Annotated in this window: 11 protein-coding genes and 2 tRNA genes; 4 read left to right on the top strand and 9 right to left on the bottom strand. The window is 39.7% G+C overall.

Features of this window, described 5'->3' with window-relative positions:
* The first annotated feature begins 10 nt into the window (after positions 1-10).
* Positions 11-433 (top strand): hypothetical protein, encoded by a 423-nt coding sequence (locus tag K0S23_RS02600; RefSeq protein ID WP_300353823.1) that lies wholly within the window; start codon positions 11-13, stop codon positions 431-433.
* Positions 434-460: 27 nt separating this feature from the next.
* Positions 461-3,541 carry an ATP-binding cassette domain-containing protein gene (locus K0S23_RS02595; protein WP_300353821.1) on the top strand — a complete coding sequence of 1,027 codons (3,081 nt, stop codon included), beginning with the start codon at positions 461-463 and terminating at the stop codon, positions 3,539-3,541.
* A 96-nt stretch (positions 3,542-3,637) separates the two neighbouring features.
* Here the strand turns inward: K0S23_RS02595 and fabG are convergent, their stop codons facing one another.
* From fabG to proS, 7 genes are all read right to left on the bottom strand, one after another.
* Positions 3,638-4,384: a 3-oxoacyl-[acyl-carrier-protein] reductase gene (fabG, locus tag K0S23_RS02590; protein ID WP_300353819.1), complete on the bottom strand. Its 747-nt coding sequence runs from the start codon at positions 4,382-4,384 to the stop codon at positions 3,638-3,640.
* A 146-nt stretch (positions 4,385-4,530) separates the two neighbouring features.
* The gene (locus tag K0S23_RS02585; protein WP_300353816.1) at positions 4,531-6,240 is read right to left on the bottom strand and encodes a putative porin; all 1,710 of its coding nucleotides are present in this window, start codon (positions 6,238-6,240) and stop codon (positions 4,531-4,533) included.
* Between the two features lie 75 nt (positions 6,241-6,315).
* A complete protein-coding gene (rpsT, locus tag K0S23_RS02580; RefSeq protein ID WP_300353813.1) occupies positions 6,316-6,567 on the bottom strand; it encodes a 30S ribosomal protein S20 in 252 nt (83 codons plus the stop codon).
* A 29-nt stretch (positions 6,568-6,596) separates the two neighbouring features.
* Positions 6,597-6,668, bottom strand: a tRNA-Glu gene (locus tag K0S23_RS02575).
* Positions 6,669-6,700: 32 nt separating this feature from the next.
* A tRNA-Glu gene (locus K0S23_RS02570) sits at positions 6,701-6,772 on the bottom strand.
* A 70-nt stretch (positions 6,773-6,842) separates the two neighbouring features.
* Positions 6,843-7,523: a hypothetical protein gene (locus tag K0S23_RS02565; RefSeq protein WP_300353811.1), complete on the bottom strand. Its 681-nt coding sequence runs from the start codon at positions 7,521-7,523 to the stop codon at positions 6,843-6,845.
* Positions 7,524-7,663: 140 nt separating this feature from the next.
* Positions 7,664-9,139 carry a proline--tRNA ligase gene (proS, locus tag K0S23_RS02560; RefSeq protein WP_300353808.1) on the bottom strand — a complete coding sequence of 492 codons (1,476 nt, stop codon included), beginning with the start codon at positions 9,137-9,139 and terminating at the stop codon, positions 7,664-7,666.
* Positions 9,140-9,225: 86 nt separating this feature from the next.
* Here proS and K0S23_RS02555 point away from each other — a divergent pair, with 86 nt between their 5' ends.
* Together K0S23_RS02555 and K0S23_RS02550 are read left to right on the top strand one after the other, a co-directional pair.
* A complete protein-coding gene (locus K0S23_RS02555; RefSeq protein WP_300353805.1) occupies positions 9,226-10,155 on the top strand; it encodes a hypothetical protein in 930 nt (309 codons plus the stop codon).
* A gap of 9 nt (positions 10,156-10,164) precedes the next feature.
* Positions 10,165-11,634 (top strand): hypothetical protein, encoded by a 1,470-nt coding sequence (locus K0S23_RS02550; protein ID WP_300353802.1) that lies wholly within the window; start codon positions 10,165-10,167, stop codon positions 11,632-11,634.
* Here K0S23_RS02550 and K0S23_RS02545 read toward each other — a convergent pair.
* Positions 11,625-13,157: a hypothetical protein gene (locus K0S23_RS02545; RefSeq protein ID WP_300353800.1), complete on the bottom strand. Its 1,533-nt coding sequence runs from the start codon at positions 13,155-13,157 to the stop codon at positions 11,625-11,627. The two genes, K0S23_RS02550 and K0S23_RS02545, sit on opposite strands and share 10 nt — an antisense overlap.
* Positions 13,158-13,354: 197 nt before the next feature.
* On the bottom strand, positions 13,355-14,338 hold the full coding sequence (locus tag K0S23_RS02540; RefSeq protein ID WP_300353797.1) for a glucosaminidase domain-containing protein: 984 nt from the start codon (positions 14,336-14,338) through the stop codon (positions 13,355-13,357).
* Positions 14,339-14,859 lie beyond the last annotated feature (521 nt).

The raw sequence follows: 14,859 nt of genomic DNA, 5'->3' as shown, positions 1-14,859 counted from the left end.
CACTAGTCATATGAAAAAGTTAGCATTATATAGCATTTTTACTTTATTCGTTGGATTTGGAGTAAATGCACAGGATTGTGAGACCTTGGTAAAGAATTGTGAAGAGATTCTGAAAGGAAAGGAGAAGAATTTCATTTCTGACGGACAGGTTTATACCGCTTTTTTAGATCGTGAGAAAGCAGAATTTAAAACGACTTTTTTTGGAGGAACCACCTATCGTATCGCAGCAACTGCAGGTACAGATGACGAATATGTCATTTTCACCGTAAAAGACATGCAGGGAATGGTGTTGTTCTCCAATAGAAAATACAAAAACTCCAGTTACTGGGATTTTAAAGTTCCGCGAACAATTCCTGTTGTTATCGAAACAGAATTAGATATGGACAAAAAGATCACAGGCTGTGCCGTAATGATGATCGGGTTCAAGAGGTAATAATTAGTAAATAAATTCCAGAAAAGCATGAGTGAACGCATACTCCGCGCTCTAATGCAGTTATTCGCGATTATCGCGAAGGTTGATGAAGTAACAGACCCAACAAGTGAAGCCATTGAAAGTTCTAATGGCAGACGAATTGTAGAAGCATTTTTACGGACTGAATTAAACGATGAATTACTCCAAAAATACATTCAGCTATTTGACGAGTTCTTATTAGTTCACCACCAGGGATCGGCAAAAAAAGACGGGCAGCGCAAAAGAACATCTGTAAATTCGGTAAAAGTTCTGCGAATTTGCGCTCAGATCAATGAAGAACTTACCCAGCGACAAAAAATGATCGTGTTGCTGCGTATTTTTGACTTTATCCATGCAAATGACCAGGTTCATGAGCAGGAACAGGAATTCGTTCATACTGTTTCGGAATCGTTCAATATCCCCGATTTTGAATACCAGCAATTAAAATCCTTCGTAGAGGCAAATAATGAAACGGTTCTGGATGACGAACATTTCATGTACATTACAGAGAAAAACCTGGACCTGTCGCATGCGAAGCTTATTAAACTGGATGGCCTCGACGGCAGGATCTCTGTGATCCGGGTGGAAAGTGTGAACATTTTGTTCTTTAAATACTTCGGACACGATGAATTGATCCTGAACGGTCAGATCGTTTCCAATGAAAGACGACATATTTTAAACCAGGGATCTACCCTACGTACCAATAAGTCAGCACCGATTTATTACAGTGATGTAATTTCGAGATTCCTGAACGATGCGAACCAGGAAAAGATCACTTTCAAAGTAGATCATTTACAGTTCCACTTCAACAGCGGGAAAATTGGTTTGCATGAGATCAATTTCATTGAACAGTCAGGGAAACTCCTTGGTGTAATGGGTGGTTCCGGAGCCGGAAAATCTACGTTCCTGAATGTTCTGAACGGAAATTACGCTCCTTCACACGGTGCCGTGACAATCAATGGTGTGGATTTACATCGCGAAAAATCAAAACTCGAAGGTGTGATTGGTTTTGTTTCACAGGACGATTTGCTGATCGAGGAATTAACCGTTTTTCAAAATCTCTACTTTAACGCTAAACTGTGTTTCAACGACCTGTCCGAATCTCAGTTAAAGAAAAAAGTGCTGGATCTCCTTTCCGACATCGGATTGGGAGATGCAAAACATTTGAAAGTCGGAAGTCCGTTGGAAAAAACAATTTCCGGGGGGCAAAGAAAACGCTTGAATATTGCACTTGAATTAATCCGTGAACCTGCTGTCATGTTCGTTGATGAACCGACTTCGGGACTCTCTTCTCGCGATTCTGAAAATATTATGGACATGCTCAAGGAACTTTCCCTGAAAGGGAAGCTGATCTTTGTAGTGATCCACCAGCCTTCATCAGAGATCTTCAAAATGTTCGATAAACTTCTGATCCTGGATCAGGGCGGTTATCCTATTTTTGATGGAAATCCGATTGATGCGGTTGTTTACTTTAAAACGCACGTACATCATGTAAATGCAAATGAACGCGAATGCCCGATTTGCGGAAATGTGAACCCGGAACAGATATTCAACATCATCGAATCAAAAGTGGTTGATGAGTATGGAAATCAGACCAAAGTCCGGAAAGTAAGCCCAAGAGAATGGAATGAACGCTATTTATCCAATTATAAGAATGCGGATATTGAAGAAATTGTAGAACCCGTTAAAGGAACTTCACGGATTGCCAATAAGATCCGGCAGTTCAAGGTTTTCTTCCTGAGAGATATTCTGAGCAAATTAGCGAACAAGCAATACATGTTCATCAACATGCTTGAGGCACCCGTGTTGGCTGCAATCCTTTCATTCTTCGTTAAATTCTTTAATACGGATGGGAAAGGACATGAGGATTATGTCTTCTACGAAAATGAAAACATTCCCCAGTATTTGTTTATATCTGTGGTAGTTGCACTTTTCTTAGGTTTAACAGTTGCAGCAGAAGAAATTATAAAAGACAAGAAAATCCTGAAACGCGAAAGTTTCCTGAATCTTTCCCTGGGATCTTATCTCTGGTCGAAAATCCTGATCATGTTTATTGTTTCTGCTATCCAAACTGCATTTTTCGTACTTATAGGAAACCTGATCCTTGAAATTCATGGTTTGTGGTGGGAATACTGGTTGATTTTGTTCTCTACTTCCTGTATGGCTAATGTACTTGGGTTAAATATTTCAAGTGCATTTAATTCTGCGAAAGTAATCTACATCATCGTTCCTTTACTGATCATTCCCCAATTGATCTTTTCGGGAGTTATCGTAAAGTTTGATAAACTTCACCCTATTTTCTCTTCCAACAATGAAGTTCCCTGGGTTGGAAATGCAATGGCATCCCGCTGGGCTTATGAAGCTTTGGCAGTCGTTCAGGCAGTTGATAACGAACATGAAAGTCAGCAATTTGAGTTGCATCAGAAACAAAGTAATGCAAGCTGGAAAAGAGATTACTGGATTCCTGAAATGAAAAATCAGCTGACCATTTTGGCTGACAGGAAATCTTCAGTAAAAGATTTTGAAAAAGCAAAGCGGATCCTGACAAATGAAGTTGAAAAAGAAATTTCGAATTGGGCGAATTTGGAATGCAAAGATTGTGTAGCAGGCTTGACCCAATTGCAAAAAGGGAAATCTTCCGTTCAGGAGGTGCAGTTCAACATTGCTTCTTTCCTTGAAATGCTTAAGAAACAGTACAATTTAACTTATAATCAAACGACCGAAGCACTGGACAAACTGGTTCTAACGATGGGAGAGAAAAATTTCGAAGCTTCCCAGGCTGCTTTTGTCAATGAAAGTTTACAGGATTTGGTTACGAATCGTACCGAAGTACAGAAGATCATTGTTACAGACGATGAATTGATCCAGAAAGACGATCCGCTTTATATGGATCCAAAGAATACGCGTTTGCTGGACGCTCCTTTCTATACTTACAAGAAATATTGGTTCGGAATTCCAATGAGTACTTTCCTGGCAAATGTTTTAGTCTTGTGGGGAATGACTGTCCTAATGATCGTTGCACTTTATTACGATCTGCTTAGAAAATTCCTGACGCTTTTTTCAAGGGTTAAATCGAGAACGAATTCTTAAAACGGGATATAAAAAGTAGGGGCACGATTAATCGCGCCCCTACTTTTTATATGTATAATTTCGAATTACATCATCATTCCTTCGCAATGCTTCGGACTACATAAGCATTCCTCCACAAACATGGATTGTTTGCCCGGTAACATAAGCTGACATGTCAGATGCTAAGAAAACCACTGCATTTGCAACATCAATCGGTTGTCCTCCTCTTTTTAACGGAATTGAATTTCTCCATTCTTCCACTACTTTTTGATCCAATGCACCGGTCATTTCTGTTTCAATAAAGCCGGGAGCAATTGCATTGCAGCGAATACTTCTTGAGCCTAATTCCTGTGCTACGGATTTTGTAAATCCGATCAGTCCTGCTTTTGAAGCTGCGTAATTTGCCTGACCGGCATTTCCGCTGACACCAACTACAGATGACATGTTTATGATCGATCCCGAACGCGCTTTTAGCATCGGGCGTTGAACTGCTTTTGTTAAATTGAATGCAGATTTCAAATTCGTATTGATTACATCATCCCATTGCTCTTCTGTCATGCGCATCAAAAGCGTGTCACGTGTAATCCCTGCATTGTTTACAAGAACATCTATCGTTCCGAATTTTTCCACTACATCGTCAACCAATTTTTGTGCCTGGTCAAAATTTGCAGCATCGGATTTAAATCCAACCGCTACTCCTCCATTTGCAGTCAATTCCGTTTCCAAAGCACGTGCTTTTTCTTCTGAAGACAAATAAGTAAAAGCAACTTTTGCACCTTGCTTTACACATTCTTCGGCAATCGACTTGCCTATTCCTCTGGATGCTCCGGTAATTAATACAACTTTATTATCTAATAATCCCATGTATATTTTTTTGGTCTTCAAATATAGGAAAGGTTTCTTTGATACAAATCAATAAAAGAACGAACTTATCCCCAATGAAAGGTTCAAATGTTCAAAGTGCTCAAAAGTTTAAACCATTGAGCTTTTGAACTCAATTATACCAGGGTTTAATTGAAGAAGTCCCAGGAAACCCCAAAGCGAAACTGGAGTGATGGTACCGGATAACCTACTCCTTCGAAATTTGTAGGCTCCAGGAATGTCTGTTCAATATTTTCGACACGGACAAACCATCTGAAATACCCCAGGTCAAACTGGCTGAAGAAATGTAGCTTCATCATGTCCCTGAATTGCTGTCCTGTGCTAAGAAGTGTATAGGCATTGATTTGGGGAACAAAATCGATCAGCTGATAATGACTGATGTATCCGACTTCAATACCGGTAACTGTTTTCAGCTTTTTAGCTTTGAATATACCGCCATTATAAGCAATACGTCCTGAAATCAACCAATTAGGCAATAAATCGCCTGTGCTTTCCCTGTAACTTGCCCTTCCCTGGATCAATAGTTTTTTGAACGAATATTCAAAACCCGCCTGGATTCCCATAACGTTCAAGGATGTCAATGTATCTTGCCGCCACCTGTTCTGGATAAAGACAGGCATTTTCGAATTGTTCTCCATAAATGCCTGGATAAAAAAGGGAACAAAGCGATTCTTATTGGACCAATTGAACTTAGCTGTCGTTCGTGTGCTTAAAACTTTGGAATTCCAATTATACAACAGGGTGTTTCCATAATAGGCACGCTGGTAATTCTCCGGGTATTGCCTGCTTAGTCCTGCATTCAATGAAAAAAGATTCGTCCGGAAAGATTTCTTTGCTTCAGCTAAAATCTGTGTTTCTCCGCTTGCTCCGACAAAAGTGTAGTTTGCGAAGGCATTAAGCGAATACCCCTTTATGATCAGATCTATTGCCGCAAAACCATACGCTTCCGTCGTATCCTGGTGAATGAGCATGTTGTCATAATCCCAATACCTTGTTCCGAGCCCGGCCTCTATGTTAAACCCCTGATTCTTATAAAAAACACCCCCATTCAACCTGAGCGAGGACAATTCCCAGTAATCATTCGTATTTAACGAATCGTAATTGTAAAATCCATAAATTTTTTCAAGTGTATCCTGCTCGGAATAACGCTGATTTTTAATGTCCAGTTTCGGCTGCAGTATCAATCCGATCTTTTGAAGGGAATCTTTTGTAAAAGAAATGTAGTTCTTCCAGTCAACATGAAACTCTTTTGTTTTATTACTGGAATTCTCTTTTTGTACCTGCTGGAATAAAAGTGCAAATCCCTCGCGAATAGAATCGCCAAGTAAACCGTCACTAAACTGGTTGTTATTGCCGTAAAAGGAAACGTCCAGAATTGTTCCGTAAAAGCGTGAGCGATGCATCAAACCAAGTTGTACGGAATTTCGTTCAAAACCTGAATTTCTTAAATTTCCGTTATTACTTCTTCGAACGTAATCAAACTGGATGAAGGTATTGGAATCGAGTGCATGGGTGTATGTGATCTTCCCAAGCTGATCTGCTCTCGACCCCATTGAATATTCAAAAGCAATGTGAGGAATCGATGAAAATCTTCGTCCCAAAGGTTTGTACCAGCTTGTGTTTAAATCTGAAAAGGAGAAGTGAAACAGGAAGGGGTTGAAATCTCCGGGAAGTGTATGCTGGTAATTTGCCATGCTGGCATCTACTGAATCCAGTTTGCCGGAAATGCGATGGCCCGGTTTCAGTGTATCCTGGAAATAATTTCCAAAGGGGGACTGTGCCTGGCTAATAAGCTGGCAAAAAAGGGTGACGAGTAGAAACAAAGCCCATTTCATCATGAAACTTTATTAAAACACAAAAAGGTCTTATCGCCATTGGCTGACAAGACCCTTCTTATTTCTTAATGAATATTCTTATAATTTATTCACAGCAAGTGTCAAACCTGATTTCAAGTTTGCAGCCTTGTTTTTGTGAATGATATTACGCTTTGCCAATTTATCCAACATGGAAGTTACAAGAGGTAATAAGTCGTTAGCTTCTTTCTTATCTTTCAAAGAACGAAGTTTACGTACCGCGTTACGAGTTGTTTTGTGTTGGTATTTGTTACGCAAACGCTTAACATCGTTAGAACGAATTCGTTTTTGTGCTGACTTGTGATTTGCCATTTTTTTGTGTTATTACAAACTAAAATTTGCAGCCCATAGGAGAATCGAACTCCTGTTACCAGGATGAAAACCTGGCGTCCTAACCACTAGACGAATGGGCCGTAACTGAATAAAACAGTCTTTTCTTTTTATGTAGCCCATAGGAGAATCGAACTCCTATTTTACGGATGAAAACCGCATGTCCTAACCGTTAGACGAATGGGCCGTTTTTTGAATTTCGGAGTGCAAATATAGCTGGAATTTTCCTATTTGCAATAGCTACACTCATTTTTTTTTTAAAAAATATCTTTGTCTTCTGCTTCAAATTTGAAACCCAGTCTTTTACCTGTAGACAATTGACTGTTGGCTTCGATTTCATGCATTTGAAATACGGTGACTTTTGATACTATTTCATAAGGTGGAGTCAGCAGATCAAACTCCAAAGCATAGGAAAATGAAACGTGAATAATGTTCGTCAGGATGGAATCTGTCAATACGGAGCTGCTCAAATCCCGGAATAAAAACCCTAGCTGACCTTTTCCTTCAACCATGAAATGTTCATCCTTATTGATAAATACACGACCTATCAGATACCCCAAGTCGTTTGAACGGTTTTTGAGGTAAGATTCCGCAAGGAAATTGTAAATATTGATGATACCAAAATAACCACGGGTTTTATCCTCTTTCAAGTAATCTGTCTGCCAGGCAGGATGCTCATCGGGTAATTTAAATACATTTGTATGCATTTGGAAAACAAGCACATCGCTGCCAATATATACCTGGACCTGGAACTCTCCTTTATACTCTACGTGCAAGCGAATCCGGCTGTCTTCAATGGACGCCCGCAGCGCTCCTATCTCCTCCAGTAAGTGTTTTTTAAAGCGCTCAAAGTGGTTCTTTGTGTCCTGGAAAATATCCTGTTTCAGACCCGCCTTACTGACTAAAATTTCCTGTATGACTTTTCGTGACTGCTCCATAACTCTCTAATTCAAAATGCAAAATTAAAAATTCAAAAAGCTGACTGAGATAAATCCAGCCAGCTGATTCGAAGATAGTTGAATGTCGGAATGCTATTTACTCTACTCTTTTGAATTTTGCATTCATACTCTTCAATTCACTAATATGCTTTCGCAAATACCACACGTCCTTTCGATGGAGCTCCCGTAACCATGCATTTGCCAGGCTCTGAAGCAATATCGATCGGAATACAGCGGATCGTTGCTTTTGTTTCTTCTTTGATCTTAGCTTCTGTTTCTTTCGTTCCGTCCCAATGCGCCAGGTAAAATCCACCAACCTTTTCAAGCTGTGTTTTAAACTCTTCGTAAGTGTCTACCTCATGCATATTTTCAACTCTGAATTGCTGTGCTCTTTTAAGCAGGTTATCCTGGATCTCTGAAAGCAAATCAACAATCGAAGCACCGATGTTGTCAATATTCATCGCATATTTCTCCTTCGTATCGCGACGAGCGATCTCCACAACCCCGTTTGCAAGGTCTCTTGGGCCGATTGCAATACGAACAGGTACTCCTTTTGCTTCGTATTCGGCAAACTTCCATCCCGGACGCTTCTGATCGTCAGAATCGTATTTCACTTTCACTTTTAATCCTTTCAACTCAGCAGAAATTTTATCCACGGCATCATTGATCAGTTGAAGTTCTTCATCTGTTCTGTAAATCGGCACAATAACCACTTGAATCGGCGCCAATAAAGGTGGGACAACCAACCCTTCATCATCCGAATGAGTCATAATCAAAGCACCCATCAGGCGAGTTGAAACACCCCAGGATGTAGCCCATACGTATTCCAGTTTTCCTTGTGCATCGCTGTATTTCACTTCGAAAGCCTTTGCAAAATTCTGACCTAAGAAATGAGAAGTTCCAGCCTGAAGTGCTTTCCCGTCCTGCATCATTGCTTCGATACAATACGTATCGTCTGCTCCGGCAAAACGCTCACTTTCAGTTTTATGCCCTTTAATCACCGGCATAGCCATGTATTTTTCTGCAAATTCAGCGTAAACGTCCAGCATTTGTTCCGTTTCCCGGATTGCCTCTTCTTTTGTAGCATGAGCTGTATGCCCTTCCTGCCATAAAAATTCGGATGTACGCAAAAACAAGCGGGTTTTCATTTCCCAGCGAACCACATTTGCCCATTGGTTGATCAATATCGGTAAATCACGGTAAGATTGAATCCATTTCTTGTAAGAGTTCCAGATGATGGTTTCAGAAGTCGGACGAACGATTAATTCTTCTTCCAGCTTCGCATCCGGATCAACAATCACCCCTCCTCCGTTCGGATCGTTTTTCAGACGATAATGAGTTACAACAGCACATTCTTTTGCAAAACCGTCCACATGGGAAGCCTCTTTGCTTAAATAGCTTTTCGGGATCAATAAGGGGAAGTACGCGTTTTGATGACCGGTTTCTTTGAATTTTGCGTCGAGGATATCGCGCATATTCTCCCAAATAGCATAACCATAGGGTTTTATCACCATCATTCCTTTAACATCCGAGTGTTCTGCAAGATCAGCTCTGGAAATTAAATCATTATACCACTTTGAATAATCTTCGGCGCGAGTAGCGTACTTCTGTGACATTTTAGAGTATGTTAAATTTTAAGAATAAAACCGTAAAATTAGAAATAAATAAGCTATCTTTAATCAACCATTTAATCTTTATTGTTATGTACAAAGTGATAAATTTCGGAGTCTGTGCTGCAGTTGCTGCATCCCTTGTCGGATGTGGAACTTCTGAGCATTTCATGCAGGACGATGTTTACAATACACGTACACCTATAATGCCTCCGGGAACCGATTTAAACGATGTAACCGATTACGCCACTTATGTCGCTAAAAAGGAGCAAACAGAAGCTCTTGCGGAAAGAACCACATATGTTTCTCCACGACAGTATAACGATTACTTCTATAATTCCCAGTACCTTTTTTACGGTTACTCCCCTTATTCATCTCTGAGTGGATTAGGTTATTATGGATATGGCGGTTATAATCATTCGAGTGGATATGGTTATGGAAACAGTCTTTATCCTTCAATAGGATTCGGCAGTTATTACAACTACGGCTACAATCCATACGGTTATTACGGAAATCCTTATTATGGAGGAGGTTACGGGCAATGGTATGGAAATACTTCCTGGCACACACCGGCTAACAAACCAAACACCGCTTCCAATATTTCTAATTCGCATGCAGGTACTTCTGCAGGAAGAATGGGCTCCTCGAACAATGGAATTGTAAGCTATCCGAACCAATTAATTGCAAAACCAAATACACCGGGATATTCCGGAACCGGAAGAAATACAATGGTTAACTCCTCACCTGTTGTAACCGGCAGTGGAAGAAATGCCAATTTGAACAACAGAGGATCTGTAAGACCTGTTAGTACGGGGCGAACTTCAGCATCTGCACCACGTTCGGGTTCATACCAAAGAAACGGTGAATCAACTATTAATTCCGGTACGAACAACAGGACTATTAACAATACAAACACGAATTCCAATACAAAAACAAGCTCTCCTACAATCAGAAGCGGGGGAAGCTCGGGCGGAAGTGTTAGTTCACCTTCAGGAGGATCAAGAAGTGGTGGTAGAAGATAAATTAAATAAATGATAACAAAAATCGTTTTGGCTTCAGTTTTTACGGGAGCCTTTTTTGCGTTCGGGCAAAATGAAACAGATGTATACAGACTATCGAACACTTATGTACAGGGTTCTGCCAGGTTTGATGCGATGGGTGGTTCTTTCGGGGCCCTTGGTGCTGAAAGCGGTTGTATAGGTATAAATCCGGCAGGATTTGGTCGTGCCTCGGTAAGTTCCTTTTCTTTTGGTGTAATCGGGACAAGTGTGAAAACCACTTCCAGGTTTAATGAGAACACCTCGTCAATGGATGCTTTTAATGTAAGAATCCCCAATTTGGCCGGTACGATTGTCAGTGATGTTTCCAGTTCGAATTCCGGATTGATCTATACGCAGATCTCGTTCGGAATGAATCGCATTGCAAACTTCAACAATTCATTTAATTACAGCGGTCAGCAATTCGAATCCCTCTTGGATGTTTTTGCTTCGGGTGCCAGTGGAATCGATCCGAACACATTGTATGATTATCAGCCATATACCGCATCACTTGCCTACCAAACGTATGCAATTGACCCGGATGCAAACAATAACTATTACCCGAGACTGAATTCCGGAGATATGCTTCATAATCGCACTGTTCTGAACAAAGGTGGAATTAATGAGTTTTACTTTGCGATTAGCGCGAATTATATAGATAAAATTTATTTTGGTGCTTCTATTTCATACAATACAATCAATTTCTCCGAATCCCTGGTTCACAAAGAGACACTTACCGACACTACCGGGGTTTCCCTCAGATCTTTTATCTATCAATATGATTACAGCACAAAAGGCGGAGGTACAAATCTTAAGTTGGGAGCTATCTTTTTACCAACTGATTTTCTTCGTTTGGGAATTGCGCTTCACACACCTACTTTTTACCAGATTACAGATGAATCCACAGCAAACATGCAGGCACTTCATAATGACGGTATGAGAACTGTGGACCCTAGCTTTATACCGGCTGACAAGTACAAATACAGAATCTGGACCCCCACAAAGTTTGTCGGATCCCTGGGACTTGTATTTGGAGACAACGGTTGTATTAATGTGGATTTGGAATACCTGAATTATGGTTGGGGAAGATTGAAAACAACCAATGATGAGGCATATGTCGATTATGACTATGCAGCTGAAAACAAAGTGGTTAAAGACCAATTACTTGATGCTCTAAATGTCCGGGTTGGTGGTGAATGGGCGATCAACAACACCTTTTTCGTTCGTGGTGGTTACGGTTATTATCCGAAGGGAGATACTCTGGCAAGAAGTTACGGGAAAAGCTATAGTCAAACAATCAGTGGCGGCTTGGGATTTCGGATCAATCGCGTATATATCGACCTGTCTGTCCGTTACTTGATGCAAAGCACTGTTTACAAAGCATTCTATGAAAGCAGAACAGAACTGGACATCACCAATACCACATTCAATGTCGGAATGCAATATAAGTTTGACTATAAATGATTGTATTCTTTAATTGATTTCGAGAAATCTATTTTATCCAGTTTTGAATCGATCCATGCCGGAAGGTGGAAATAATCGAGGATAACACGTTCCTGCTGATCTTTCATCAGTTCGGCAACCTCTATCTTCATTTTAGAAAGAATCTCATTGCGCTGAGCGATATTCATGCTTTTTGCAAGTTTTCTTAAATGCTTGATTACCACATTTTCTATTTCATAATCGCGGTCATGCTTGCTTAAGTAGCGATTAGTGGATTTAATGACATATTCAAGGAAATCATAATTTTCCAACTCCAGGTGAATGATCAGGTTGAAAATTCGCGCAAAACTATAAATATCCTGTCTTAATCGTTGTTCATTGTCATTCAGTACCTCATTCAAAGTGGATAAGGCTTTTTTATAATCTCCGATCCCGAAATACGTGTACGCCTGATTGTAACTGAATAAAATGTTTTGCTCTTTTGAAACTTTGTCATCCAGGTCGCGAAGTCTTCCCCGCACTTCATCTGCCAATTTTGCAGAAGCCTCAAAGTTTCCGGTAGCATGGTTCAATGCAAACTCCCCATTGTACGAAATCGTGAAAATACGTAACGACAAGTCCATCGAATTGAATCCCTTCCCTCCTTCAAGTGAACGGATTTCGTGGATCACATTGGCAGCTTCTTTAAACTGTTTGTTGTCAATATAACATCTTAAAAGATGCGAAAGTGTCAGGATGTAACGCTGTCCCAAATCTTCTTTGATCAGCGGATTGTTATCCAGGATATCTTTTGTACGGTTGAAAAACTGGAAACTGTCTTCATAATTCCTGTTTGTAGCGGCACACAATCCTTTTATGTAATAACACATGGATGATGCCCTGGTAGAAAGAGCAGTATTCTTTCCTTTGATCAAATGATAATCAGATATATCATCAACAATTTTGCGTTCTTCTTCATTTCTCGTAAAACCTCCCGAACGGAAGATTAAATTGATTTTGGAATAGATTACCTGGTATTCGGCAAGATTCCTGAGCTTTGAAATAACCGACTCTTCTTCTTCGATAATGTCATCCAGGTTTCTTGAAAACTCACCATCCTCGTAAGCGGCCTCGAGCAGCTTTTTCTCCCAGGAGATCAGTTCGTACCAATAATAAAACTCTTCATGCTCAACAGCAAGGCTTTTTGCTCTCTGGACAAACTTCTCACACTCTTTGTAAAGTGCCTTATTGTAAAGAATCTCTACATTTTTCAATTCCTGTTTTAAAATACTCGAAGCAGATTGCTCAGAATAATAAACACGAAGACTTTTTAATATCAAACGGTATAAATGATTCTTTTCAGAAGGTAAGTGTTTTACAAAAGTCTCATTTTGAAAGTATTCCTTCAGATCTTCTTCCCTGTAAGCACCTTGCTTTTCAATAAAATCAAAAATCTTCAGGTAGTTTTTCTCACCGGATTGCAATGCGGATGAAAGCTTAAAAAAACGCTTTTCAGATTTCGTCAACGACTTGATTAGTTTATACAGTTCGTTTGAAGGTTTCATAACACAGGAGTTTCTCAAATTTAACAATATCTTTTAATCCCAGCAGATTTTTTAAAACAATTTGAGTCCTTATATGCAGTGAACCAATGATTAATCCGTATTTATCTGTTGAAATCCTAAGTAAGCAGGGGGAATAAAAAAAGGTTGCATTACACAACCTTTCACAAACAACAACAATAAACTTCAACGCAATAAAACTAACGAAGAAGAACCTTCTGCCCTTTTTGGACAGTTACTTTTTCGGATGTAAATCCATTCATTTTTACCAGACTTTTCAATTTAATTCCTTCTGCCTGGGAAATTTCGATCAATGTAATATCCTTGTTTGCAACAAAAACAGCTCCTTTATTCCGTGCTCTACTTCGTTTAGGCTCAATGTAAACAATGTCACCGGCCTCAAGCATGTCTTTTTTGTCTGCAAAATTATTGTACTTGTACATCTGCCACATTCCAAGGTCAAATTCCTGTGCAATCTTATAATAAGTATCTCCTTTTCGGGCAATGATGTATTTTACTTCGTTCTTATTTTCTTTCGCGATGTGATTTTGATACTTCAAACAAGACTCATCGATTTTCATAGATGATACCGGTTTATTGGTATTCGCCTCTTTTGTCTTAGTACTTTCCTTTGCATTATTAGCCAGCAATTCTGTTCCTTTACTGTCAGGAGCAGTTTTATCATCGTATTCATAGAGCTTCAGTCGCTCAATCAAATCAATTAATTTTTCCGCGTATTCCGGATGTGTTGCATAACCCGCTTTTTTCAAACCTTTTGCCCAGGATTTATAATCATCAACGGGGAATTGGAATAAACCTGCGTAGCGCGGCTTTTTCGTAAGGAATAAACTGTGATCATTGTAAGATTCAGTTGCAGTGGGATATTTTCTGAAACACTCCCCTTTTGCATCGTCATCAAAGTAGATCTTTTCACCCGTCCAGTCACTGCACTTGATCCCGAAATGATTGTTTGCTTCTACTGCAAGCGGCGAATTTCCATTTCCACTTTCAAGTAATCCCTGTGCAAGTGTAATACTTGCCGGAATTCTATAAGTAAGCATGTGTTCAACTGCCACATTCGACCACATTGTTACGTAGTCTGCCTGGGTCATTTTTGCCGGAACTTCCCCTGCGAAAGAGCAGAACGAAATCCCAAATCCTACAATTGCTAAGCTTTTCATCATCTTAAAAGGCATTGAATTCTGTCTAGAATACGCAAATGTAAGAACTTGGTTACAAAAATTGTTGAAAACTCTTGATTCAATTGTTGATAACTGTTTAAATCGCACGAAACCAATGTTCTAATCTAAAGGAATTGTACTCAAATAGTAAAAGCATTAAGTGACGAATACCGAAATGAATAATCCAGCTTTAAAGCAAGTATGAAGTAAGGCTCCGTCCACTCGATCCGAAGTGATCATTTGTATGATCTGCTTTGGTCAAGACGGAAAAGCCGAGGGACATAACCTAATTATAGCATAGATACTCCATCTTTCAAGCATGAATGAACCATGATTGAAGCATAAATAAAGCATAGATATAGCGACGTTTGTATATATATTTAACTTTGACTAGATATATTTAACGACTAAACACTGACGCCTCCGATAAAGCAATTAAAATTTCTATGAGCTTCTATGTTTCTCTGCTTTTCACTCCGTAGTGAATGAGAGAAAACAAAGCTTTATTCACAAAGCAACCACCC

The sequence above is a fragment of the Fluviicola sp. genome (genome assembly GCF_029266855.1).
Lineage (GTDB): Bacteria > Bacteroidota > Bacteroidia > Flavobacteriales_D > Crocinitomicaceae > Fluviicola.
Note: the sequence above shows the minus strand (reverse complement) of the source record. Positions and strands in the feature narration are given on the sequence as shown.

Coding starts and splice junctions, on each gene's coding strand:
- K0S23_RS02540 (WP_300353797.1), bottom strand. CDS start 14,338: ATGATGAAAAGCTTAGCAATTGTAGGATTTGGGATTTCGTTCTGCTCT.
- K0S23_RS02595 (WP_300353821.1), top strand. CDS start 461: ATGAGTGAACGCATACTCCGCGCTCTAATGCAGTTATTCGCGATTATC.
- fabG (WP_300353819.1), bottom strand. CDS start 4,384: ATGGGATTATTAGATAATAAAGTTGTATTAATTACCGGAGCATCCAGA.
- K0S23_RS02545 (WP_300353800.1), bottom strand. CDS start 13,157: ATGAAACCTTCAAACGAACTGTATAAACTAATCAAGTCGTTGACGAAA.
- rpsT (WP_300353813.1), bottom strand. CDS start 6,567: ATGGCAAATCACAAGTCAGCACAAAAACGAATTCGTTCTAACGATGTT.
- K0S23_RS02555 (WP_300353805.1), top strand. CDS start 9,226: ATGTACAAAGTGATAAATTTCGGAGTCTGTGCTGCAGTTGCTGCATCC.
- K0S23_RS02600 (WP_300353823.1), top strand. CDS start 11: ATGAAAAAGTTAGCATTATATAGCATTTTTACTTTATTCGTTGGATTT.
- K0S23_RS02565 (WP_300353811.1), bottom strand. CDS start 7,523: ATGGAGCAGTCACGAAAAGTCATACAGGAAATTTTAGTCAGTAAGGCG.
- K0S23_RS02585 (WP_300353816.1), bottom strand. CDS start 6,240: ATGATGAAATGGGCTTTGTTTCTACTCGTCACCCTTTTTTGCCAGCTT.
- proS (WP_300353808.1), bottom strand. CDS start 9,139: ATGTCACAGAAGTACGCTACTCGCGCCGAAGATTATTCAAAGTGGTAT.
- K0S23_RS02550 (WP_300353802.1), top strand. CDS start 10,165: ATGATAACAAAAATCGTTTTGGCTTCAGTTTTTACGGGAGCCTTTTTT.